This is a genomic window from Blastococcus aurantiacus, from assembly GCF_900102425.1.
GTDB lineage: Bacteria > Actinomycetota > Actinomycetes > Mycobacteriales > Geodermatophilaceae > Blastococcus > Blastococcus aurantiacus.
This window is the reverse complement of record NZ_FNBT01000001.1, coordinates 193,214-214,228: the sequence shown is the minus strand read 5'-3', so window position 1 is coordinate 214,228 and position 21,015 is coordinate 193,214. Positions and strand designations below refer to the sequence as shown.

Annotated in this window: 27 protein-coding genes; 16 read left to right on the top strand and 11 right to left on the bottom strand. The window is 73.9% G+C overall.

Annotated features, from left to right (window positions below; genetic code table 11):
• Nucleotides 1–8: 8 nt before the first annotated feature.
• On the bottom strand, nt 9–782 hold the full coding sequence (locus BLS70_RS01025) for an SGNH/GDSL hydrolase family protein (protein WP_091764086.1): 774 nt from the start codon (nt 780–782) through the stop codon (nt 9–11).
• 160 nt (nt 783–942) lie between these two features.
• On the opposite strand from BLS70_RS01025, the gene BLS70_RS01020 reads away from it, so the two are divergent.
• Both BLS70_RS01020 and BLS70_RS01015 read left to right on the top strand, forming a co-directional pair.
• Nucleotides 943–1,992 carry a YdcF family protein gene (locus tag BLS70_RS01020; protein WP_091763660.1) on the top strand — a complete coding sequence of 350 codons (1,050 nt, stop codon included), beginning with the start codon at nt 943–945 and terminating at the stop codon, nt 1,990–1,992.
• A 34-nt stretch (nt 1,993–2,026) separates the two neighbouring features.
• Nucleotides 2,027–3,100 carry a VanZ family protein gene (locus BLS70_RS01015; protein WP_091763659.1) on the top strand — a complete coding sequence of 358 codons (1,074 nt, stop codon included), beginning with the start codon at nt 2,027–2,029 and terminating at the stop codon, nt 3,098–3,100.
• A gap of 53 nt (nt 3,101–3,153) precedes the next feature.
• On the opposite strand, the gene BLS70_RS01010 is transcribed toward BLS70_RS01015, so the two are convergent.
• Complete coding sequence (locus BLS70_RS01010) at nt 3,154–3,753, bottom strand: TetR/AcrR family transcriptional regulator (protein ID WP_218122225.1); 600 nt, start codon at nt 3,751–3,753, stop codon at nt 3,154–3,156.
• A 160-nt stretch (nt 3,754–3,913) separates the two neighbouring features.
• Between BLS70_RS01010 and BLS70_RS01005 the strand changes: the two genes are divergently transcribed.
• The 4 genes from BLS70_RS01005 (at nt 3,914) to BLS70_RS00990 (ending at nt 7,312) form a co-directional block, all read left to right on the top strand.
• Entirely contained in the window at nt 3,914–4,687 is a 774-nt protein-coding gene (locus tag BLS70_RS01005; RefSeq protein ID WP_091763658.1) for an SDR family NAD(P)-dependent oxidoreductase, read from the top strand.
• A gap of 112 nt (nt 4,688–4,799) precedes the next feature.
• Nucleotides 4,800–5,564, top strand: coding sequence for a crotonase/enoyl-CoA hydratase family protein (locus BLS70_RS01000; RefSeq protein ID WP_091763657.1), 765 nt, complete (start codon nt 4,800–4,802; stop codon nt 5,562–5,564).
• Between the two features lie 25 nt (nt 5,565–5,589).
• A complete protein-coding gene (locus tag BLS70_RS00995; protein ID WP_091763656.1) occupies nt 5,590–6,597 on the top strand; it encodes an EamA family transporter in 1,008 nt (335 codons plus the stop codon).
• 223 nt (nt 6,598–6,820) lie between these two features.
• A complete protein-coding gene (locus BLS70_RS00990) occupies nt 6,821–7,312 on the top strand; it encodes an ATP-binding protein (RefSeq protein WP_091763655.1) in 492 nt (163 codons plus the stop codon).
• A 79-nt stretch (nt 7,313–7,391) separates the two neighbouring features.
• Here the strand turns inward: BLS70_RS00990 and msrA are convergent, their stop codons facing one another.
• The 4 genes from msrA to BLS70_RS00970 all read right to left on the bottom strand — a co-directional run bounded on the left by msrA (nt 7,392) and on the right by BLS70_RS00970 (nt 11,094).
• A complete protein-coding gene (gene msrA / locus BLS70_RS00985; protein ID WP_091763654.1) occupies nt 7,392–7,904 on the bottom strand; it encodes a peptide-methionine (S)-S-oxide reductase MsrA in 513 nt (170 codons plus the stop codon).
• 87 nt (nt 7,905–7,991) lie between these two features.
• On the bottom strand, nt 7,992–10,118 hold the full coding sequence (locus BLS70_RS00980; protein ID WP_255362146.1) for a SpoIIE family protein phosphatase: 2,127 nt from the start codon (nt 10,116–10,118) through the stop codon (nt 7,992–7,994).
• Nucleotides 10,119–10,316: 198 nt separating this feature from the next.
• The gene (locus tag BLS70_RS00975; protein WP_218122223.1) at nt 10,317–10,580 is read right to left on the bottom strand and encodes a hypothetical protein; all 264 of its coding nucleotides are present in this window, start codon (nt 10,578–10,580) and stop codon (nt 10,317–10,319) included.
• Between the two features lies 1 nt (nt 10,581).
• Nucleotides 10,582–11,094, bottom strand: coding sequence for a hypothetical protein (locus BLS70_RS00970; RefSeq protein ID WP_091763652.1), 513 nt, complete (start codon nt 11,092–11,094; stop codon nt 10,582–10,584).
• Nucleotides 11,095–11,204: 110 nt separating this feature from the next.
• Between BLS70_RS00970 and BLS70_RS00965 the strand changes: the two genes are divergently transcribed.
• The gene (locus BLS70_RS00965) at nt 11,205–11,645 is read left to right on the top strand and encodes a MarR family winged helix-turn-helix transcriptional regulator (RefSeq protein WP_218122222.1); all 441 of its coding nucleotides are present in this window, start codon (nt 11,205–11,207) and stop codon (nt 11,643–11,645) included.
• A 10-nt stretch (nt 11,646–11,655) separates the two neighbouring features.
• Here the strand turns inward: BLS70_RS00965 and BLS70_RS00960 are convergent, their stop codons facing one another.
• Nucleotides 11,656–12,171 (bottom strand): MmyB family transcriptional regulator, encoded by a 516-nt coding sequence (locus BLS70_RS00960; protein ID WP_176946220.1) that lies wholly within the window; start codon nt 12,169–12,171, stop codon nt 11,656–11,658.
• Nucleotides 12,172–12,175: 4 nt separating this feature from the next.
• Here BLS70_RS00960 and BLS70_RS21465 point away from each other — a divergent pair, with 4 nt between their 5' ends.
• Both BLS70_RS21465 and BLS70_RS21460 read left to right on the top strand, forming a co-directional pair.
• Nucleotides 12,176–12,301, top strand: a complete 126-nt coding sequence (locus tag BLS70_RS21465) for a hypothetical protein (protein WP_304457082.1) — start codon at nt 12,176–12,178, stop codon at nt 12,299–12,301.
• Entirely contained in the window at nt 12,298–12,468 is a 171-nt protein-coding gene (locus BLS70_RS21460; protein WP_218122221.1) for a hypothetical protein, read from the top strand. The genes BLS70_RS21465 and BLS70_RS21460 overlap by 4 nt, the downstream gene beginning before the upstream one ends.
• A gap of 78 nt (nt 12,469–12,546) precedes the next feature.
• Here the strand turns inward: BLS70_RS21460 and BLS70_RS21685 are convergent, their stop codons facing one another.
• Nucleotides 12,547–12,918, bottom strand: a complete 372-nt coding sequence (locus tag BLS70_RS21685) for a helix-turn-helix domain-containing protein (RefSeq protein ID WP_255362145.1) — start codon at nt 12,916–12,918, stop codon at nt 12,547–12,549.
• A 333-nt stretch (nt 12,919–13,251) separates the two neighbouring features.
• On the opposite strand from BLS70_RS21685, the gene BLS70_RS00945 reads away from it, so the two are divergent.
• Entirely contained in the window at nt 13,252–14,907 is a 1,656-nt protein-coding gene (locus BLS70_RS00945) for a class I adenylate-forming enzyme family protein (protein ID WP_218122219.1), read from the top strand.
• A gap of 82 nt (nt 14,908–14,989) precedes the next feature.
• Here BLS70_RS00945 and BLS70_RS00940 read toward each other — a convergent pair whose 3' ends face one another.
• A complete protein-coding gene (locus BLS70_RS00940; protein ID WP_176946219.1) occupies nt 14,990–15,193 on the bottom strand; it encodes a hypothetical protein in 204 nt (67 codons plus the stop codon).
• Between BLS70_RS00940 and BLS70_RS00935 the strand changes: the two genes are divergently transcribed.
• Nucleotides 15,192–15,671 (top strand): MarR family winged helix-turn-helix transcriptional regulator, encoded by a 480-nt coding sequence (locus BLS70_RS00935; RefSeq protein ID WP_218122218.1) that lies wholly within the window; start codon nt 15,192–15,194, stop codon nt 15,669–15,671. The genes BLS70_RS00940 and BLS70_RS00935 overlap by 2 nt on opposite strands.
• Nucleotides 15,672–15,764: 93 nt before the next feature.
• Nucleotides 15,765–17,006 (top strand): 3-deoxy-7-phosphoheptulonate synthase, encoded by a 1,242-nt coding sequence (locus tag BLS70_RS00930; protein ID WP_255362144.1) that lies wholly within the window; start codon nt 15,765–15,767, stop codon nt 17,004–17,006.
• 39 nt (nt 17,007–17,045) lie between these two features.
• Here the strand turns inward: BLS70_RS00930 and BLS70_RS21130 are convergent, their stop codons facing one another.
• Nucleotides 17,046–17,180, bottom strand: coding sequence for a hypothetical protein (locus tag BLS70_RS21130; protein WP_255362143.1), 135 nt, complete (start codon nt 17,178–17,180; stop codon nt 17,046–17,048).
• A 122-nt stretch (nt 17,181–17,302) separates the two neighbouring features.
• On the opposite strand from BLS70_RS21130, the gene BLS70_RS00925 reads away from it, so the two are divergent.
• The gene (locus BLS70_RS00925; RefSeq protein ID WP_091763649.1) at nt 17,303–17,485 is read left to right on the top strand and encodes a PspC domain-containing protein; all 183 of its coding nucleotides are present in this window, start codon (nt 17,303–17,305) and stop codon (nt 17,483–17,485) included.
• Nucleotides 17,486–17,533: 48 nt separating this feature from the next.
• A complete protein-coding gene (locus tag BLS70_RS00920; RefSeq protein WP_218122217.1) occupies nt 17,534–18,301 on the top strand; it encodes an alpha/beta hydrolase in 768 nt (255 codons plus the stop codon).
• Nucleotides 18,302–18,303: 2 nt separating this feature from the next.
• On the opposite strand, the gene BLS70_RS00915 is transcribed toward BLS70_RS00920, so the two are convergent.
• On the bottom strand, nt 18,304–18,903 hold the full coding sequence (locus BLS70_RS00915) for a TetR/AcrR family transcriptional regulator (RefSeq protein WP_091763648.1): 600 nt from the start codon (nt 18,901–18,903) through the stop codon (nt 18,304–18,306).
• Nucleotides 18,904–18,924: 21 nt separating this feature from the next.
• Between BLS70_RS00915 and BLS70_RS00910 the strand changes: the two genes are divergently transcribed.
• Together BLS70_RS00910 and BLS70_RS00905 are read left to right on the top strand one after the other, a co-directional pair.
• Nucleotides 18,925–20,148, top strand: a complete 1,224-nt coding sequence (locus tag BLS70_RS00910) for an MFS transporter (RefSeq protein ID WP_091763647.1) — start codon at nt 18,925–18,927, stop codon at nt 20,146–20,148.
• Nucleotides 20,149–20,192: 44 nt separating this feature from the next.
• Nucleotides 20,193–21,002: an MBL fold metallo-hydrolase gene (locus BLS70_RS00905; protein WP_091763646.1), complete on the top strand. Its 810-nt coding sequence runs from the start codon at nt 20,193–20,195 to the stop codon at nt 21,000–21,002.
• The last annotated feature ends 13 nt before the right edge of the window (nt 21,003–21,015 follow it).

Genomic DNA, 21,015 nt, shown 5'->3' with positions numbered 1-21,015 from the left:
GCTCCTGATCAGGCGAGCAGACGGACCAGCTCCTCGGCCACCCGTTCCATGCCGAGGGCGTTCGGGTGGAAGGACCCAGCGCTGGACGCGGGATCCGTGAGCAGTCCCCTGACCCAGGGTTCAGCGGAGTCCAGGCCGTGATCGCGGCTGAGTTCGGACACCCGGACGAGTTCGGCACCCGACTCCTCGGCAGCCCGCTCGTACGCTTCCTCCAGTGCCGTCCTCATCCGGAGGAACAGGTCGCGCTCCGCTTCGTCGAAGCACGCTCCGCCGCTCGTTCCCGCGCCGATCACCGTCAGGTAGTCCACGAGCACGATGCGAGCGCTCTCCGTGCGGCCCGATACCTCCTCGACGATGCGGACCAGCCCGGACTCCGCGGTCTCGACCATCTCGTCCGAGGGTTCCTGCAGCCCGTCGGGGAACCTCGGCGCAAGCATCCGGTTCGCCGGGTGGGCGGGCTGTTTGGCGAAAGCGGCGAACAGCATGGAGCCCGTGTAGTGCAGGTCGTTGCCGCCCGCGGTGATCGTTACGACGTCGGCGTTCCGCGGCACGCCCTCGATCTGCGGCTCGTACACCTTCCCGGTCATCGTCGTCTGGGACTGGTCGAGGATCGTGGCGGTCGTGGCGCCCGAGACCGTGAGGTCGACGAGCTCGGCTCCGAGTCGCGCCGCCGTCAGGTGGGGGTAGTTGCGACCCGACCGTCCGGCGTCCGCGTCGACGACCGGCGGGATGAAGGGACCTGCTGCGAACGAGCTGCCGAGGGAGACCACGGTGAGCGCCATGGAGGGAGCCTCGCACCGAGGGGCCGGGTGGGCCTGTCTCTCCGGGATGCCCCCGACTGTGTCGAGCCCGCTCACCGCGGCGACCGGTTCACCGACCGTCCGGCCGGGCGCTGCCTGCGCGCCGTCCGCGAGCAGGGCCTGCAATGGTTGTATCGAGCGCGTGAGCCAGGGAGCCGCTGTCCCCGGCCAGGTCCTCCCCGCCGTCCTCGGCGTCCTCGCCGTCGCTGGAGCACTGGTGTGGTCGCTGCGGAGCGACCCACGGGCGCTCCGCAACGGCGTCCTGGTGGTCCTGGCGGTCCACTACCTGCTGGGTCTGGTCGCCGTGGTGGCCTCGCGGTCGCGCGTGCTGGAGACGGTCACCGACGTGGTGTTCCTGGTGATCGGCATCCCGGTCGCGCTCGGTCTCGCCCTGCTGCCGCTGCTTCTGGTCCTCGACGGCGTCCTGATGCTGCGCCGGGAGAGTCGATCGCTGGGCAACGCGCTGTCCCTGCTGGCGGGGCTGTCGATGATCGGCCTCCCCGTCGTCCTCGTCGTGCTGATCCGGCACGAGAACCCGGTGACCGGCGCCCTGGCGGCGGGCCTCCTGACCGCGCAGGTCTGCGCCGGCCTGCTGTTCCTGTTCTTCGCGGCGCACACCGTCCTCTACGCCCGGATCGCCCGGCGGGCCGATGCGCGCGCGGTGATCGTGCTGGGGGCCGGACTGGTGGCGGGGCAGGTCCCGCCGTTGCTCGCCGCGCGCCTGCGCCTGGCCGTCGCCGCCGCCGAGGAGCGGAGCGCGCCCGCCGCGCGGGTCCCGATCGTCCCCAGTGGCGGCGAGGGCCCCGACGAGCCGCGCGCGGAAGGAGTGGCCATGGCCGAGTGGCTCCGGCGGGAGGGAGTCGCTCCCGAGGACGTCCTCGTGGAGGACCGGGCACGCACGACGCGGGAGAACCTGCGGTTCAGCACGCGACTGCTGCACTCCCGTGGCGTGCCGGAGCCCTACCTGATCGTGACGAACGACTACCACGCCCCTCGTGCGGCGATGCTCGCGCGGAGTCTGGGCATCGACGCCCAGGCGGTCGGTTGCCCGACCGCGCTCTACTACTGGCCGAGCGCGTATCTCCGCGAGTTCGTGGCGGTGATGGTCGAGCAGCGCGTGCTGCTCGTGCTCTCCGGTCTGACGGTGACGGGGATGACGGGGCTCGTCTGGCTGTCCCTGACCGCGGCATGACCGCAGACCGCGTGCCTGCGACGAGAGGACCGATGTGCTGACCGTGCTCGACGCCTTCGTGGGCCAGCTGGGGCTGGGGGCGGTCCTCGCGCTGTTCGCGCTGGCCGCGGTGACCGTCCCGGTCCTGGTCGTGCAGTACCGACGGTTCGGAGTGGTCGACCGGGGGCGCGCCGCCGGTGCCTACCTCTTCGCCGCCTACGCCGCCTTCGTCGTCGCGCTGACGCTGCTTCCCCTGCCGTCGCCCGACGACGTCGTCTGCGTCGGGCGGAATCTGGACCCGCTCGCGTTCGTCGGCGCCGTACGGGACGACCTGGCCGACGGGCGTTCACTGCTGTCCAGCCCCGCGCTGTTCCAGCTGCTCTACAACGTCGTGATGTTCGTCCCGGGGGGTGTGCTGCTCAGGCGCTCTTTCGGCTGGTCGCTGCCCCGCGTCCTCGTGGCCGCACTGCTGGCCTCCGCGGCCATCGAGGCGGTCCAGGGCAGCGGCATCCTCGGCTTGTACGACTGCGCCTACCGCGTCCTCGACGTCGACGACGTCCTCACCAACGTCTCCGGTGCACTGATCGGCGCCCTGCTGGCGCCGGCGGTCGTCCTGGTGCCGCGCCCGGGCCATGTGGCCGGGCGCACGGGTCGATCCGGTCCCCTGCGCCGGGCGACCGCTGCGTCGGTCGACCTCCTGCTCGTGAGCATCGTCGGCGGCAGCGACCCGCTCCTCGTGGGGGCCTGCCTCCTGCTCGTCTTCGTCGCCGTCCCGGTCCTGGCGGGTGGCGCCACGCCCGGGCAGCACCTCGTCCGCGCGGCGGTGGTGCAGCCGGACGGCCGTCCCGCCGGACGTCGTGCCCTGGCGCTGCGCGGGGTGCTCATCTCGGGTCCGTGGTTCCTGGTCGCCGTGTTCGCGCAGTGGTCCGGAGACCGAGCCGCAGAACTGCCCGGGCTCGTCGTCGTCGCACCGCTGGTCGTGCAGGCCGGCCTCGTGGCCGCGGTCATCGGCACCGCGACCGTCCGACGCGACAACCGAGCACCCCAGGACGTGCTCACCGGGACCGAGCTCCATGTCAGGGAGCGGACCGGCGTCCGAGCGAGGAGGGCCGGTAGCGGGTCGACGTGAACCGGCGAGGTGCCTGCCGGGACCACCGTGAGGGGCAGCTGCCGGACGAGCGATCAGAGGCGGGGAACCGCGGGGGGCGCGGCGAGCGCCAGGAACGTGGCGGTCAGCCGCTGGCCGAACTCGTCGTCGATCGGTTGCCCCGTGACGGCGACCCGCGCCAGCAGCGGGGCGACGAGCAGCTCGACCAGCATGCCGACGTCGGCATCCGGGGGCAGCTCGCCCCGGGCGATCGCCCGCTCGAACGGCAGGACGACGAACTCCGTGTCCTGCCGGGCCAGCTCGTGCAGCCCGGAGCGCAGCCCCGGGTCGTCGGCCGCGGCGCGCGTCTGCACGAACGCGACGGTCGTCGGGTCCCGGAACAGCCGGACCAGCCCGCGGACCAGCGCCTCGATGTCGGCGGCCAGGCTGCCCTCGTCGACCCGCGGGTAGTGCTCGAGCTCGCCGGTGACCAGCACGTCCTGGACCAGCTGCGCCTTGGTCGCCCACTGCCGGTAGAGCGTGGACTTGTGGACGCCGGCAGCCGCGGCGACGTCGTCGAGACGCAGCGCGGCGTACCCCTCGGCGACGAGGAGACGGCGGACGGCGGCGTGGACCTCCTGGCGGACGCGCTCGCTCAGCCCACGGGGCCGTCCGCGGCTCGTCGTCTCGGTCACCCGGGCAGCGTCGCACGGGGGACGGCGTCGCCCAATATTTTCTGCGACACAACGTTGCAAGAAATGACCCGCGCTGGCTAGCTTCACGGTGCGCGAGTGCCGGCGACCTACGAGCCCCGGCACCGCCGCCAGAGTCGTCGTCCGAACCAGGGGAGTACCCGTGCAGCTCGAGAATGTGTCCGCGATCGTCACCGGAGGCGCGTCCGGCCTGGGGGCGGCCACCGCTCGTGCCCTCGCCGCCCGGGGCGCCAAGGTCGTCGTCGCCGACATCGCCGACGACAAGGGCAACGCCCTCGCCACCGAGATCGACGGCGCGTTCGCCCACGTCGACGTCACCAAGACCGACGACATCATCGCCGCCACGGAGCTGGCCAAGACGATCGGCCCGCTGCGGGTGCTCGTGAACTGCGCCGGCATCGGCTCGGCCAGCCGGACCGTCGGCCGCGGCGGCTACGAGACGGCGTTCGACCTGAACACCTTCCGCCGGGTCCTCGAGATCAACACCATCGGCACCTTCGACTGCATCCGCATCGTCGGTACGGCCATGGCGCAGGAAGAGCCGCTGGAGGACGGCGAGCGGGGTTCCATCCTCAACACCGCCTCCGTCGCCGCGCTCGACGGCCAGATCGGGCAGGCCGCCTACTCGGCCTCCAAGGGCGCCGTCGTCTCCATGACGCTGCCGATCGCCCGCGACCTCTCCGCCATCGGCGTGCGCGTGAACACCATCGCCCCCGGCCTCATCGACACCCCGATCTACGGCTCGGGCGAGGCCTCCGAGGCGTTCAAGGACAAGCTCAAGCGCGACGTGCTCTTCCCCAAGCGCCTGGGCTACTCCGAGGAGTTCGCCACCCTCGCCGTCGAGGTGCTGGCCAACAGCTACATGAACGCCGAGCTCATCCGCCTCGACGGTGGGGCCCGCCTGCAGCCCAAGTGATGCCCGTGCCGGGGGCGCAGCGACTGCGCCCCCGGCCGGCACCGCACGACCCGTACGACCGCACGACATCCGCGACGACGCGTGACCGACCCACCGACCGAAGGAGATGGCTGTGTCCGACGAGGTACTCCTGGACCGCCGGGACGGCGTCCTGATCATCACCATCAACCGGCCGGAGGCGCGCAACGCGCTGAACAAGGCGGTGGCCGACGCCGTCGCGGCAGCCGCCGACGAGCTCGACTCGTCCGACGACCTGCGCGTCGGCGTGCTGACCGGCGCGGGTGGCACGTTCTCCTCCGGGATGGACCTCAAGGCCTTCATCCGCGGCGAGACCCCGAGCATCCCGGGTCGCGGGCTGTGCGGGATCACCGAGACGCCGCCGCGCAAGCCGCTCATCGGCGCCGTCGAGGGCTGGGCGCTGGCCGGTGGCTTCGAGCTGCTGCTCGCCTGCGACCTCATCGTCGCCGCGGAGGACTCTCGGTTCGGCGTGCCCGAGGTGAAGCGCTCGCTGGTGGCCGCCGGTGGCGCCGCCCTCGCGCTGCCCCGGCGCATCCCGCAGTCGATCGCCCTGGAGCTGCTGCTCACCGGCGACCCGATCAGCGCTCCCCGCGCCGCCGAGATCGGCCTGGTCAACCGCGTGACGGCACCGGGCGAGGCCCTCGACGGAGCACTCGCCCTGGCCGCCGTCGTCGCCGCGAACGGACCGCTCGCCGTGGCCGCCACCAAGCACATCGTGCGATCGGCCCCCGACTGGACGTTCGAGCAGGGCTGGGAGGAGCAGGCGAAGGTGATCGCCCCGGTCTTCGCCAGCGAGGACGCCCGCGAGGGGTCGACCGCCTTCGCGGAGAAGCGCGCGCCCCAGTGGAAGAACCGCTGACCGCTCCCTCCTAGGGTCGCCCGACGTGGGCGACCGTCGGACCGGACTGCTCGGACTGCTCCTGGCGGTGCTCTCCGCGGCCGCCTTCGGCACGGCCGGGGTCTTCGCCGCCGGCCTGCTGGAGGCCGGCTGGAGCGCCGGGTCCGCCGTGATCGTGCGCATGGGCCTGGCGGCTCTCGCGCTGACCGTCCCCGCCGTCCTCCAGCTGCGGGGGCGGTGGCCGTTGCTGCGGGCCAACGCCGGCGCCGTCCTGGCGTTCGGTGCGCTCGCCGTCGCGCTGCCGCAGCTGGCCTACTTCTCCGCGGTCGCCCGGCTGTCGGTCGGGGTGGCGCTGCTGCTGGAGTACTCCGCCGTCCTGCTGGTGGTGCTGTGGACGTGGGCGCGGCTCGGCCAGCGGCCCTCCGCGGTCACCAGCGCCGGGGTGGCCGTCGCACTCGCCGGGCTGGTGCTGGTGCTCGACGTCGCCAGCGGCGCCCGGCTCGACCCGGTCGGCATCGTCTGGGGTCTGGTGGCCGCGCTCGGGCTGGCGGCCTATTTCGTCCTCTCCGCCCGGACCGAGGGTGCCCTCCCGCCGCTGGTCAGCGCATGGGCGGGACTGGTCGTCGGCGCGCTGCTGCTCGGCGGAGCCGCGCTGGTCGGCGCCGTGCCGTGGCGGTCGACGACGTCCGACGTCGAGTTCGCCGGGCGGGAGACCAGCTGGCTGGTCCCGGTCCTGGGCCTGTCGCTGCTCGCGGCGGCGTTCGCCTACGCCACGGGCATCGCCGCCGTCCGCCTCCTGGGCTCGCGGCTGAGCTCCTTCGTGGGGCTCGGTGAGGTGCTCTTCGCGGTGGGGGCTGCGTGGCTGGCGCTCGACCAGCAACCGGGGAGGGTGCAGCTCGTCGGCGGCATCGTCGTCCTGGCCGGGATCGTGCTCGTCCGGCTGGGCGAGCGACCGGCCGGGGAGCCGGCCGGCGAGGTGGTCCCCGATCCGGTCGCGGTCGGTGGCGGGCCGGACCGGAGCCGGGACCACGGGACGTCGCCGACGGAGCCGTGACCGTGGCGTCTCCAGCCGCACGACACGGGGCACGGGGGAGCGGTCGCCAGCGTGAGGCGCCGGCATGCTCCATGATGGGGCCGTCCTGTCGTGCGCCACCTTCCGTGGCACGTCGCTCCGGAGGTGGCACCCTCGTGGGGGGAACCGCGCGTGCGGATGGCCGCATCACGGCTGCCCACCTCGCAGGGATCTCCGCCCACGTCCGGCGCGAAGGTGCGCGGGCGTGAGTGGCTCTGCCCGGACCCCGGCGGACTACGCCGCGGCGTACGCGTCCTGGCGCAGCGACAGCCCCGTTCCCGCGGCCACCACGACCCGGCTGTCGCTCCAGCTGGAGTCGCTGCGCGGCCTGAGCGCCGTGCGGCGGCAGGTGGAGCAGTTCCTGCTCTCCTCGCTCGGCATCGGGCGCGAGGACGACGTACCGGCGCAGATCGAGGACGTCGTCTCGCAGGCCGTCCTGGTGATCGACGAGCTGACCTCGAACGCGCTGCGCCACGGCTCGCCCCCGTCGAGCCTGCACATCGGGGACGACGAGGGGCGGTGGATCGTCATCGTGACCGACGGCGCACCGGGCCGCGCGCCCACCCCGGCCCGGGAGCGGCCGGCCGGTCAGGGCGGCTACGGCCTCTACGTGATCGCCGACCTCACCGCCGAGCACGGCGTGCACTACGAGCCCGAGCGCAAGCTCGTCTGGGCCTGCCTGCTCAAGCCCGGCTGAACGCGCAGGAGGGGCGGGTGACCATCGGGCCACCCGCCCCTCCTGCCGTCGCGGGCGCAGTGCGCCCGCCCGCTGTTCCCTAGGCGGTCTGCTGCTCGCGCCGCGGTAGCACCCAGTCGGGCCGCACGTAGTGGCACGTGTAGCCGAAGGGAATCTTCTGCAGGTAGTCCTGGTGCTCCTCCTCCGCCTGCCAGAACGGGCCGGCCGGCTCCACCTCGGTGACGACCTTGCCGGGCCACAGACCCGAGGCGTCGACGTCCGCGATGGTGTCGAGGGCGACCTGTCGCTGCTCGTCGCTGGTGTAGAAGATCGCCGACCGGTAGCTGCGGCCGATGTCGTTGCCCTGCCGGTTCTTCGTCGACGGGTCGTGGATCTGGAAGAAGAACTCGAGCAGCTCGCGGAACGAGATCACGTCGGGGTCGAAGACGATCTCGACCGCCTCGGCGTGGTCACCGTGGTTGCGGTACGTGGCGTTCGGGGTGTCGCCGCCCGAGTAGCCGACCCGGCTGGAGATGACCCCGGGGCGCTTGCGCAGCAGGTCCTGCGCACCCCAGAAACATCCGCCGGCGAGGATCGCGGTCTCAGTGGTCACGTCGTGCCTCCTTCGTGTCGAGCACGTCCGGTGAACACCGTGCCACGCCCGCCGCTTCCCGACGGAGCCTCCCGGTGTCGCGGTCGGTCACCACGTGCCGGGCTCGGGCGGGACGGGTCCCGGCAGGATCCGGGGGCCGGCCTCCGCCGGACGCGGGCGGTCCTGCGGGTGGAGACGGACGGCCACGAGCGCCACGTCGTCGTCGGGATGCCCCTCGACCATGCGCTCGATGACCCGGTCGCAGAGCTCCTGCAGGGGCAGGTCGGCGAGATCGGCGAGCACGGCCAGCAGCCGCTCCATGCCGTCGTCGATGTCGGAGTCCCGGCGCTCGATCAGCCCGTCGGTGTACAGCAGCACCGTCACGCCGCGGTCCAGGGTCACGACGGTCTCGGTGCGCCGGGTGTCCGGGTCGACGCCCAGCAGCATCTCCGCGCGACCGAAGGTGCCCAGGGCGGCGACCGTGCCGTCGGGGTGGACGGTGACCGGCGGCAGGTGCCCGGCGCTGGACCAGCGCATGCGGGTGACCCCGCGCTCGCGCTGGTCCATGTCCTGCTCGAAGCGGGCGACCGCGGCGGTGGCGAGGGTGTCGACCTGCAGCAGCGCCATCGAGGCGTCCAGCTTCGCGAGCACGGCGGCGGGTCCGGACTCGTCGTGGGAGGTCGCGATCCCGCGCAGCAGGCTGCGGAGCTGGCCCATCGTCGCGGCGGCGGCGGTGTCGTGCCCGGCGACGTCGCCGATGACGAGCATCGTGGCCCCGTCCGGTTGCAGGAAGGCGTCGTACCAGTCCCCGCCGACGGCGGCGGCCGCGGCCGCCGGCAGGTACCGGACGACGATCTCGGCGTGGTCCGGTTCCGGCGGAGCGGTGAGGAAGCTGCGCTGCAGCTGCTCGGCCAAGGCGCGCTGCTGGCTGTAGAGGCGCGCGTTGTCCAGCGCCATCCCCGCCCTGCCGGCGACCTCGGTGGCGGTCTGCAGGTCCGCGGGGGAGATGGCGCCGCGTCCAGGGCCGTTGAACAGCGACAGCAGACCCACGGTGCGGCCCCGGCCGTGCAGCGGCAGCACCGCTATGGACTCGGGTGCCAGCTCGGAGATCAGGTCCTGGGCCTCGCCCGGCTGGAGGACCTCCCGGATGGCGGTGGTGGCGTCGTGCTCCACGATGACCGGCTCGCCACTGCTCAGCGCCCGGTAGACGAATGCGTTCTCCTGCAGCGCCGGCAGTCGGACCTGGCAGTACCGCTCGACGATCTCCCGCACCTTCTCGTCGGAGTGCCACCAGCCGGCGTCCCGGACGCCGCGGCCGACGCCGGGATGCACGTCGTCGACGAGGGTCACGATCGCCCAGTCGGCCAGCGACGGGGCGACGAGCTGGGCGAGCATCGCCACCGCCCGGTGGGCCTGCATCGTGCCGGTCAGCTGCTCGGTCACCTCCGCCAGGAGGGCGAGGCGGGCGGCGGTCTGCCTGGCCCGCTGCTCCTCGCGGTGCCGGGCGGTGATGTCGAGGAAGTACACCGACAGCCCGTCGGGGCTGGGCCAGGCCCGGATCTCGTACCAGCCGTCCAGCGGCGGTGGGTAGTAGGCGGGGAAGGACACCTGTTCGCCGGTGGCCACGGCCCGCCGGTACCCCTCCTCGACGACCGAGTCGCGGGCGGCGGGGAACTCGTCCCAGATGACCCGCCCGAGCAGCTCCTCGCGGTTGCGGAAGAGGAGCTTCTCGGCGGCCGCGTTCACGTGCGTGAACCGCCAGTCCCGGTCCAGCGAGTAGAAGCCGGCCGGCATGGCCTCCAGCACGCGGGTCACCCGCAGCTCGGCGTCCCGCTGGTCGGTGACGTCGTAGGCCGCCCCCAGCAGGCGAGCCGGAGTGCCGTCGCTCGCGCGCAGCGTCCTGCCGCGGGCGGAGACCCAGCGGGTCTCACCGGCCGGCAGGCACACGCGGTAGGTGGCGGCGAACTCCCCGCCGGTGTCGATCGCCGTCCGCAGCGCCAGGGTGACCCGGTCCAGATCGTCAGGGTGCAGGCGGTCGTTGAAGCCGTCGATGGTGCTGTCGAAGGTGTCGGCGTCGTAGCCGAAGATCTCGACCAGGCGGGCGTCCCAGTCCAGCCGGCCGGTGACCAGGTCCCAGTCGAAGGTCCCGATCCCGGCGGCCGCGATGGCCAGCTCACCACGGAGCCGGTCGGCCTCGCGGTCGTCGATGACCGCGGGGTCCACGGGGTCGCTCACAGCAGCCTCTCTGACCGGCGGGACCGGCGGGTGGCAGGGACGACCGGAGCACCTCTGCTGGGCGTGGCCTGCGGCCATTCTCCCGAACGTGACCCGTTGCGCACAACCATCCTGCCCGACGGAGGACGTGAGCGAGGACACTCGTCGCCGCCTCCCGCCAGGGGGGCGGCGGGGATCGCATGGCCTCGGTCGGTCGGGCTACGCGGGAACCGCGGCCGCGCGCCGACGCTGCGCGCGCAGCACGAGCAGACCGCCGACGGCCGGCACGAGCGACAGCGCGCGCACGCGGGAGGGCGCGGGCGGCTGCCAGGCGAGTGCGATCACGACGAGGTAGCAGAAGCCGTGCACGGGCCCGAGCGCGGACGCGATCCACGGCAGGTGCGCCGTCGCGAGGTTGGTCAGAAGTGCCGCCAGGGACAAGGTCTCGACGGCGGCGGCAGTCCCCAGCCGGCGGTGGAGCACCTCAGACCCCGGTCGTGGAGCCGGGCCGCACGATCATCAGCACCACCACGGTCACCCAGACCAGGTTGAAGACGCCGGAGACCATGGCCAGCCGGCGCACGAGCGCGGCCGCCTCGGCGATCCGCGCGGGGGCGGCCACGGTCGCCCCATCGTCGGCGGAGCCTTCAGGAGCGGCAGTCACCGTGTCGAGCAGGCGGCGCTGACCGGGCAGCACCACGCCGGCCAGCAGCACGCCGGCGAGCAGGGTGAGCGCCATCGAGATCTGCACCCAGGCGTCGCCGAGCACGTCGAGCTGCGCCGCGACCGCCACGCCGAAGACCGGCACGGCGAGCGCCAGCGCGGCGTAGGCGCGGGTGACGCGGTGCAGCAGTTGCACACCGGGGACGGCGGTGGCCGCCGTCGTCTCGTCCAGGGCGAGCCGGGCGTAGCGGGGGAAGAGACTGACGGCGACGGTCACCGATCCAACGAAGATCACCGCTGCCACCACGTGCACGCTGAGCAGGAACGCTGCCATGACTTCCCTCCCTCTTGGTCACCCCACGGTATCAGCCGGACTGAAACCGTCGGTGCATCGTGCGGCGGGCCTGCGAGGATGGGGCCGCCCGCTGAGGAGAGGACGACGACGTGACGGATCCGGCTCCGCCCGGCCCTCCGGCGACGAGCCCCGCCGTCCTGCTGGTGGCGCTCGGCCGCCAGGTCGAGACGCGGCTCAACCGGGCGCTGGAGACGGCAGGCCTGTCGCTGCGGCTGATGGGGGCGCTGGGTCACCTCGCCCGGCAGCCGGGCCTCTCCTACACGGAGCTGGCGAGCCGCGCGCGGGTGACGCCGCAGAGCATGCACGCCACCGTCGCGAGCCTCATCGACGCCGGCGCCGTCGCTCCCGCCGGCACCGGCCGGGGCCGGCGGGCGTTGCTGGAGGTCACCCCGCGCGGCCACCGGCTGCTGGCGGCGGGACAGGAGGCGGTCGCGGCGGTCGACGCCGAGCTGCGCGAGCTCGGCGCGCTGCCCACGGACCAGGAGCTGTTCCGGCTGACCACGGCCGTGGCAGGCCGCCGGCCGGAGTGAGCGCTCCGGGTCAGGGCTGCTCGACGGCGGGCGCCGGCTGCTCGTCGGCGGGCGGGGTCGCCCAGCTCGCCAGCAGCTCGAGGCCGTCCTCCGACGCCGAGCCGGGCACGGCGGTGTAGATGGTCAGCCGCAGGTCGGAGCGGTCGGCCGACGGCAGGTCCAGCGTGCAGTTGCCCAGGTCCAGGGTGCCGACGACGGGGTGGTGGAACGTCCTGCTGCCGTCGTGGTGGATGCGGAGGTCGTGCGCGGCCCAGGGGGTGCGGAACTCCTCGCTGACCGTGGACAGCTCCCCGACGAGCTCCCGCAGCCGGGTGCCGTGCGGGCGGCGGCCGGCCTCGGCGCGCAGGAGCGCGGCGGTGATGGTGGCCGCGCTCTCCCAGTTCTCGTAGAAGTCGTGGGACCGCGGGTCGAGGAACTGGAACCGGGCGAAGTTCGGCGGCCGCTGCGGGTCGTCGAACATCGGAGCGTGCAGCGCCTGCCCGAGGGTGTTGGCCGCGACCTGGTCCTCAACACGGTGAGCGCCCATCGACGTGGACGCCTACCTGTCGCTGCTCGCCGTCGACGGTGCGCTGGTCAACGTCGGCGCCCCGGGCGAGCCGCTGAGCCTGCACGTGATGGCGCTCATCGGCGGCCGCCGGTCGTACGCCGGGTCATGATCGGCGGCATCGCCGAGACCCAGGAGATGCTCGACTTCTGCGCCGAGCACGGCATCGGGGCCGAGGTTGGGGTCATCGCCGCCGACCGGGTCGACGAGGCCTACGAGCGCGTGCTGGCCCCCGACGTCCGCTACCGGTTCGTCATCGACACGGCCACCCTGCGGTGACCTCGGGCGCCGGACGGCGGCTCGCCGCCGTCCGGTCAGCCCCGTGGGTGATGCCGTCCCGTGCGGACGGCGCAGGTGTCAGGCGACGTCGGTGCGGGCGCCGGCGAGGTACTCGCGGACGGCGGGCTCCGGAACCCGGAAGGAGCGGCCGACGCGGACGGCGGAGAGCTCGCCGCCGTGGACCAGGCGGTAGACGGTCATCTTGGACACCCGCATGATCGCCGCCACCTCGGTGACGGTCAGGAAGGAGACCGCGGGACGCGGGGCCGGGCGCTGTGCGACCGGGGCCATCGGGGCGTGGGCCTCGGGGCGCATGCCGAGGGGGCGGGCGGCCATGGGGTGCTGGACCGCCGGGCGTGCACCGGGGACGGCGGAGCGGTGGACGGGGCGCTGGCCGTAGCCGGCCGGCCGGGCGAGAGCGGGGGCGGCGGAACGCTGGGGAAGGGACACGTCGTACTCCTCGGTGTGGTCCGCGGTGGCGGAGGCAGCGCATCGGCGACGTTGTGCGCCCGTGCTGCTACCGACAGTAAGGGGGTGCCGCAGGAGTCCGCGAGGGACAGACGGGACGAGACGGACCGGTCCGCTTCGGCACATGTTGACCGTGCGCTCCCTCCCGGGACCACCGAGTCTGCGCGCCACGCCCGTTCGCAGTCCGGGACGACTGTTGCCCAGAATGCTTCGACCATGAAAGTGTCCGAGGTGTAGCCGGGGTCACTCCCCGGGTGCTCGTCGTAGAACCCGTCTAGGAGGCGTCGTCCCGTGTCGTTGAGTCATCAGGAGGCCGTGGCACAAGTCACCAGCCCCGGGCAGATGTTCGAGCTCGTGCCGTGGACCCGGCCTGATGGCGTGACCTACGACATCTTCAAGAACGCCCCGCCGAGCATGCGCGAGATCTTCGCCCTCTGCCGCGCTCACGGCGACGCGCCGTACCTCGTCTTCGGCGACGAGCGGCGGACGTTCGCCGAGACCTTCGCCGAGGCCGACGCGTTCGCCGCCGCCCTCGTCGAGCGCTACGGCGTGCAGAAGGGCGACCGCGTCGCCATCGCCATGCGCAACTTCCCGGAGTGGGTCGAGGCCTTCATCGCGATCCTCTCCATCGGCGCGATCAGCGTCTCGATGAACGCGTGGTGGACCGAGGACGAGCTGGACTTCGCCCTCGAGGACTCCGGCGCCACCGTGATCGTCGCCGACGAGCAGCGGGCGAAGCTCGCCGCCGCCTCCGCCGCGCGGCTGGGCGCACGGATCGTCGTCGTCCGGTCCTCCGCCCCGATCGAGGGCGCCGACCGCTGGGAGGACGTCGTCGTCCCCGGAACGCCGCTGCCCGACGTGGCGGTGGAGTCGGAGGACGACGCGACCATCCTCTACACCTCGGGCACGACGGGCCGCCCCAAGGGCGCGGTCTCGACGCAACGCGCGCTGGTGAACACCGTCATGGGCTTCCTGGCCCGCGGCATGGTCGCCGCGCTGGTCACGCCCCCGGAGGACCCCGACGCCCCGCCCGGTGGCGCGATCCTCGCCGTGCCGCTGTTCCACGTCACCGGCTGCGTGGCCGTCATGCTCGGCTCGCTGGTCGCCGGCCGGAAGCTCGCGATCATGTACAAGTGGGACCCCGAGGCGGCCCTCGAGCTGATCCAGAGCGAGAAGCTCAGCGCCTTCGTCGGGGTGCCGACGCAGAGCATCGACATGCTCCAGCACCCCCGCTTCGCCGAGTACGACACGTCGAGCCTGCTGTCGGTGGGCGGTGGCGGTGCCCCCACGCCGCCGGCGCTCATCGCCAACATCGACAACTCGTTCAAGGCCGCGAGCCCCGGCTTCTCGTACGGCATGACCGAGACCAACGCGCTCGGCCCCAGCCTCGCCGGGCAGGACGCGCTGGACAAGCCGATGGCAGCCGGCCGCGTGCCGCTGCCCATGCAGGCCGAGATCCGCGACCCCTCCACCTTCGAGGTGCTGCCTGTCGGCGAGCGCGGCGAGATCTGGTTCCGCGGGGTCAACCTCATCCGCGGCTACTGGAACCGGCCCGACGCCACCGCCGAGACCATCGTCGACGGCTGGCTGCGTACCGGCGACATCGGGCACCTCGACGACGAAGGGCTCGTGTACGTCGACGACCGGCTCAAGGACATGGTCCTGCGCGGCGGCGAGAACGTGTACTGCGCCGAGGTCGAGGCGGCGATCTACGAGCACCCCTCCGTCATGGAGGCCGCCGTGCTCGGTGTGCCGCACGAGCGGCTGGGCGAGGAGGTCGCCACGGTCATCGTGCTCAACGACGGCGCCTCGCTGACCCAGGACGAGCTGGTCGGCTTCCTCGGGGAGCGGCTGGCGTCGTTCAAGATCCCGACGGTCATCGACATCCGCACCTCGCCGCTGCCGCGCAACCCCGCGGGCAAGTTCCTGAAGCGCGAGCTGCGGGGCGAGCTGGAGCCGCAGCAGGGCTGATCCACGCAGCCGGACGACCGCTCGGGCCGGGCTCCTCGAGGAGTCGGTCCGGGCGGTCGTCCGCGTTTCCGGGGCGGCTGGGTCAGGCGGCGATACGCGCGGCCAGCGACTCCCCGGCCTCCTCGGCGTTCTTGCGAAGCAGCTCGGCGAGCTCGGTGAACTCGTCGAGGGCCGGGTTGACGCCGACCAGCGTGAACTCGCGCTCGACCAGGGTCAGGTCGGCCCCCCAGACGTCGACGAGGACCCGCCGCAGGTAGTCGGTGCAGTGGTCCCAGCCCCGTCCCATGGCTGTCGGAGGACCAGCAGCAGGACTGGGCGGCTCTGGTGCGCCTGGTGATGACGCTGCCGACGGCGATGGACGCGCAGCTCAAGCGCGCGACGCCGGCCTGAACAACTTCGAGTACCACCTGCTCGCCCGGCTCTCGATGGCGCCCGGCCGTGCGCTGGTGCTCAGCGACCTCGCCTGGCAGGCGCAGGGGTCCCTGTCGCGGCTGTCGCACGCGATCACCCGGCTGGAGCGTGCCGGCTGGGTGGAGCGGCGAGCCTGCAACGACAAGGGGCGCCGGGTCGAGGCACGCCTCACCGACGCCGGGATGGCCAAGGTGGAGGCCGCCGCCCCCGGTCACGTCCGGGAGGCCCGCCGGCTGGTGGTCGACGTCCTGACGCCCGAACAGCTCGCCGCGCTGGGAGAGGCGGCCCGCGCGATCACCGCGGTGACGATGGCCGGCGATCCGGGGGCCTGCGAGGAGCCCGGCGACTGCTGACGCGGTCCGCCGTCGGCAACGGAGGGGGACTGGACGATGCTGTGTGGGTCGGACCGCCGCTTCCGGGCGGTTCATCGAGGCGCTGGAGGAACCGTGACGACGGAGGAGCACGCCGTTCCGGGCGACCAGGTCCTGGCCGAGGCCACGCGGATCGCCGACCTGCTCGTCGACGTCCAGACCCGGGTGAACGCGCGGATCGACGCAGCCCTGACCGAGCTGCTCCCCGCCGTCGTGCAGGAGCTTGGCGCCGCGGACGCCGCGCCGGTCGACCTTGGGGACCTGGTCAACGCGAGGATCACCGGCCTCAGCGTCGTCGTCACCCCGGCGGCCGTGGCGTCCGTCGTCCCCCTGTCCGCGGCATCGGTCGACACGACCCGCGCCGCACGCCGCGCGGTGACCGGCGTCCTCGCGGGTACCGACGACCGGCTCACCGTCATTGCCGGTCCGTGCTCGATCCACGACCCCGCGGCGGCGCTGGAGTACGCGGGTTTCCTCGCCCGCATGCGCGAGCGGCACGGCGCCGACCTCGAGATCCTGATGCGCACCTACACCGAGAAGCCGCGGACCGAGGTGGACTGGAAGGGCTTCGCCTACGACCCCTTCCTCGACGGTTCCAGCCGGATCAGCGTGGGGCTGGTGGCCACCCGCATGCTCATGGGCGGCATCACCGGACTCGGGGTGCCGGTCGCCGCCGAACCCCTCAACGCACTCACCCCGCAGTACGTCAACGGACTGGTCACCTACAACGGCGTCGGCGCCCGCAACGTCACCGACCAGACCGCGCGCGAGCGGGTCTCCGGCTTCTCCTCGGTCGTCGGCTTCAAGAACTCGCCCGAGGGCAGCATCGACGCCGCGATCCAGGCGGTCGTGGCCGCGCGCGCCCCGCACGAGTTCCTCGGCGTCGACGCCCACGGCGTGAGCGCCCAGCTGTCGACGACGGGCAACGACACCGGCCACGTCATCCTCCGCGGGGACAAGGCCGGGCCCAACTACTCCGCGGCACACATCGCCGCGACCAGGGAGAAGCTCGCCGCCCGTGGCCTGCCCGAGGTGGTCGTGGTCGACGCCTCGCACGGCAACAGCCAGAAGGACCACCGGCGCCAGATCGACGTCGTCCGCGACCTGGCAGGGCAGATCGCCGGCGGCGAGCGTGCGATCCGGGGCGTGATGGTGGAGAGCAACCTGGTCGAGGGTCGGCAGGACCTCGACCAGCAGCACCCCGACCGGCTGACCTACGGGTGCAGCGTCACCGATGCGTGCGTCGACCTCGCCACGACCGAGGTGATGCTCGCCGAGCTCGCCGACGCGGTCCGGGCCCGCCGCACGGCCGCCTAGCCGCCGGGCAGCCGAGTCGTGCCCGCGGAGGGCGGGGGGTCAGTCCAGGTCGTCGGGCCCGGGGCCGACGCCGCCCGAGTCCGGCACCGGGGAGGTCTCCGGCACGTCGTCGTCCGGGGGCTCGTCGGCGACCGGACCCTCGCTGTACAGGGTGCTGGGATCCTTCGGGTTCATCTCACGCACACGAGCCCTGTGCCCGGCCGCGCTGCGCGCCATGCCCAGGGCCGATAGTCGAGCGGGAGAGGCCGGTGCCCAGCGGGTGTCGGCACCCCGGCTGCCGGGGTAACCGCCCCCGCATGGCATCGACTCTCGTGCGGCCCCGGTCCGGCAAGGTCCTCGCGGGCGTCTGCGCGGCACTGGCCGACCGCTTCGGGCTCTCCCGCGGCGTGATGCGGCTGGCGTTCGTGCTGTTCGGCCTCTTCGGCGTCGGGGAGCTCGCCTACATCGTGCTGTGGGTGCTCATCCCCAAGGCGCCGTGACCGGCGCCGCGGACCGGTCCCGCCCGTCGTCGCGAGAAGGAGGACTCCGTGCTGACCCGCCGGGGCCTGCTCGTCGCGGGTGCCGGGCTGCTCGCCGCCTGCAGCACACGGCGCGGCCCCGTCCGGGACGGGGGAGGGTCCGGTGACGTCGGAGTGCTGACCGCGCGTCCGGGGGCGGCCTCCCCGTCCCCGGGCCCCCTTCTCGCGCCCGGCACCCACCCGCTCGGTCTCGCGGCGGAGCGCGACGTGCTCCTGCACGTTCCGTCGACCCTGCCTGCGGGCGGATCCCCGCCGCTGGTGCTGAGCCTGCACGGGGCCGGCGGCGACGCCGGAGCCGGGCTGGCGCTGCTGCGCCCGCTGGCCGAGGAGCGGGGCCTGCTGGTGGTGGCGCCCGCGTCCCGCGGGTCGACCTGGGACGCGGTGGGCGGCAGCTACGGGGCCGACGCCGAACTCGTCGACCGCGCACTGGAGCTCGTCTTCGCCGCCTTCGCGGTGCCGCCGGACCGCGTGGCCGTCGCCGGCTTCTCCGACGGAGCCTCGTACGCGCTCGGACTGGGGCTGGCCAACGGGGGCCTGTTCCGCGACGTCCTCGCCTTCTCCCCGGGCTTCGTCCCGCCGGGGGCGCCGCGCCGGGGAAGGCCGCGCATCTTCGTCTCCCACGGGGACGCCGACGACGTGCTGCCGATCGACCGCACCAGCCGGCGGATCGTGCCCGCGCTGCGCGACGACGGGTACGACGTGACCTATCGCGAGTTCGCCGGACCGCACGTCGTGCCGCCGGAGATCGCACGGGAAGCGGTGGACCGGCTGGTCTGAGCTCAGCTCTGTCCGAGGGCGGCGAGCACCTGCTCCCGGGCGAGCCGGCGGGCCCGCGCCAGCGGATCGCCGCCGGGGAGCCCGGGCGTCGTGGCGCCACGGGCGTACCGGCTCAGTGCGCCGTCGTACAGCAGCAGCAGGGTGGCGGCGAGGTCGTCCGGGTCGCCGGCTCCGGCCGTCACGGCGAGGTCGCGCAGCCGGCCGGTGAGCAGCTGGGAGTCGGCGTCCAGCCAGGGCCGCCCCGGGTGGCCCGGCGGGAGTTCGGTGGCCGCGGCGAGGAAGCCGCACCCGCGCCGGTTGCCGCCGCGCTCCCGGAACCGTGTCACCGCGTCGAACACCGAGAGCAGGCGCTCGACCGGGTCGTCCCGCTCGGCGAGGACCTCGTCCCAGGTCCGCTGCCACGCCTCGTGACGCTGCTGGAGGTAGGCGGCCACCAGGCCGTCCTTCCCGGCGAAGTGCGCGTACATCGTGGCGGGGGAGACCCCGGCGCGGGCCAGGATCGCGTCCACGCCCGTCGCGGCGATGCCGGACTCGTAGAACAGCCCGCCGGCCGCGTCGAGGAGCCGTTCTCTCGCGGGCCGGGATGCCGGCACGGGGGTCATGCGCCTACTGTAACGACCGTTATGCCGAAACGATCGTTACAACGAGCTACCGGGCCCCAGGTCGTCGCTGCCGGCCTCGCCGTCATCGCCGTCACCTACGGCCTGGCGCGGTACGGCTACGGGCTCTACCTACCCGAGTTCCGGACGGCGTTCGGCCTGTCCGCGGGCACCGCGGGCGCCGTCGCGGCGGGCGGCTACGCGGGGTACTGCGCCGCCGCGCTGCTGGCCGGCCGACTGGTGGGCGGCGGGCACGCGCGCGCCACGCTGTGGCTCGCGGGCGGGAGCGCGGCGCTGGGGTGCCTGCTGGTCGCCGTCGCCTGGTCCGCGCCCGTCCTGGCCGGCGGGGCCCTGGTCGCGGGCAGTGGCGCGGGAGCGGCCACCCCGGCCCTGGTCGCCGCCGTCGCCGCGACCGTCCCCCCGGCGGCGGAGACCCGGGCACAGGGCGTCGTCAACAGCGGCACCGGCGCGGGCGTCGTCGCGGGGGGCCTGCTGGTGCTCACCCTGCCCGGGAGCTGGCGCTGGTCGTGGGTCGGCTTCGCCGTCGTGGGCGTGCTCGTCACCTGGTGGGCGGACCGCACCGCACGGTGGGGATCGGCGGCGCCGGCCTCCCGGGGGTCCACCGGTGCCCGGCCGCTGCGCCGCCTGGGGCGGCCGCTGGTCGCCGCCGTGCTGGCGGGCGCCGGGTGCGCCGGGGTGTGGACGTTCGGGCGGGACCTCATGGCCGACCAGGGCGGCCTGCCCGACCGGGTCACCGGCCTGCTGTGGTGCGTCCTCGGCGCCGCCGGTCTGCTCGGCGGCGGCAGCGGTGTCCTGGTCGCGCGCGCCGGGCTGCGGGCGGCCTGGACCTGCTCGGTCGCCGTCGCCGGCGCGGGAACGGCCCTGCTCGCCGCCGGACCCGACAGCACGGTGCTGGCCGCAGTGGCGCTGGCATGCTTCGGCGCCGCCTTCGTGGCCCTGAGCGGGGTGCTGCTCGCCTGGGGGGCGGACCGGGACCCGGCGGCGGCCCCGGCCGCGGCCGGCGTGCTCTTCATCGGGCTGACCGTCGGTCAGGCGCTCGGAGCCGTCCTGCTGGGGGCCGTCGCCGGGGGAGGGAGTGCGGCGGCGGCCTTCTACGCCGCCGCCGGGCTGCTCGTGCTCTCCGCCGGAGCGGCTGAGCCGGGCACCGGATCGCGGCGGAGGCGACCGCCGAGCACCCCGAGCGGGGCCTCCGGGCGGTGCCCCGAGGCGGCCGAACGCATGGTCTAGGGTGCGAGGCGGATTCTAGAACCACGATCTAGGAGGCGCTCGACGTGTGGACCCGGGACACCGCGCCCCCGCGCCCTGGCGTCCCGTCGCCCGCGACCGAGCGCGCCACCCTGGTGCTGGCGCCGAACGCCAACGCATGGACGTTCGAGGGCACCAACACCTGGGTGCTGGCCGAACCGGGCAGTGACGTCTGCGCCGTGGTCGATCCCGGCCCCGACGACGACCAGCACCTGGCCGCGATCCTGGCCGCCGCGGGGGAGCGCCGGATCGTCGCGGTCCTCGTCACGCACGCCCACCACGACCATGCCGAGCTGGCCCGCCGGCTGGCCCGGGTCACCGGCGCGGCCGTGCGCGCGGCCCACCCCCGGCTGACCGGCGAGCCGCTGCAGGACGACGACGAGATCCAGGTCGGTGCCCTGACCGTCCGCGTCCTCTACACGCCGGGCCACACCGGGGACTCGGTCTGCTTCCTGCTGCCCGCCGAGGGCAGCGTGCTGACGGGGGACACGGTCCTCGGCGGCGGTTCGCCGATCGTGAAGCCCGGTCGGCTGGGCCAGTTCTTCGACAGCCTGGACCGGCTCAGCGAGGCGCTCGCCGCCCCGGGCTCGGTCATCCTCCCGGGCCACGGACCGGCCCTGCCCGACCCGCTGGCCCAGATCGAGCGCCGGCGGAAGGCGCGACTCCGCCGGGTGGGCCAGGTCGTGGACGCGATGGCCGACGGGATCCAGGACCCCGAGGACCTGGTGGACCACCTCTATCCAGACCTGCACCCCGACCTGCGCGACGCCGCGCGGATCTCGGTGGAGGCCGTGCTCGCCCACGTCCAGACCGATCCCGACCCCGTTCCGAGCTGAGGAGATCCACGCC

Coding starts and splice junctions, on each gene's coding strand:
- BLS70_RS01025 (WP_091764086.1), bottom strand. CDS start 782: ATGGCGCTCACCGTGGTCTCCCTCGGCAGCTCGTTCGCAGCAGGTCCC.
- BLS70_RS00970 (WP_091763652.1), bottom strand. CDS start 11,094: ATGGCAGCGTTCCTGCTCAGCGTGCACGTGGTGGCAGCGGTGATCTTC.
- BLS70_RS00960 (WP_176946220.1), bottom strand. CDS start 12,171: ATGGGCGCTCACCGTGTTGAGGACCAGGTCGCGGCCAACACCCTCGGG.
- BLS70_RS21460 (WP_218122221.1), top strand. CDS start 12,298: ATGATCGGCGGCATCGCCGAGACCCAGGAGATGCTCGACTTCTGCGCC.
- BLS70_RS00935 (WP_218122218.1), top strand. CDS start 15,192: ATGGCTGTCGGAGGACCAGCAGCAGGACTGGGCGGCTCTGGTGCGCCT.
- BLS70_RS00940 (WP_176946219.1), bottom strand. CDS start 15,193: ATGGGACGGGGCTGGGACCACTGCACCGACTACCTGCGGCGGGTCCTC.
- BLS70_RS21130 (WP_255362143.1), bottom strand. CDS start 17,180: ATGAACCCGAAGGATCCCAGCACCCTGTACAGCGAGGGTCCGGTCGCC.
- BLS70_RS00925 (WP_091763649.1), top strand. CDS start 17,303: ATGGCATCGACTCTCGTGCGGCCCCGGTCCGGCAAGGTCCTCGCGGGC.
- BLS70_RS00915 (WP_091763648.1), bottom strand. CDS start 18,903: ATGACCCCCGTGCCGGCATCCCGGCCCGCGAGAGAACGGCTCCTCGAC.
- BLS70_RS00910 (WP_091763647.1), top strand. CDS start 18,925: ATGCCGAAACGATCGTTACAACGAGCTACCGGGCCCCAGGTCGTCGCT.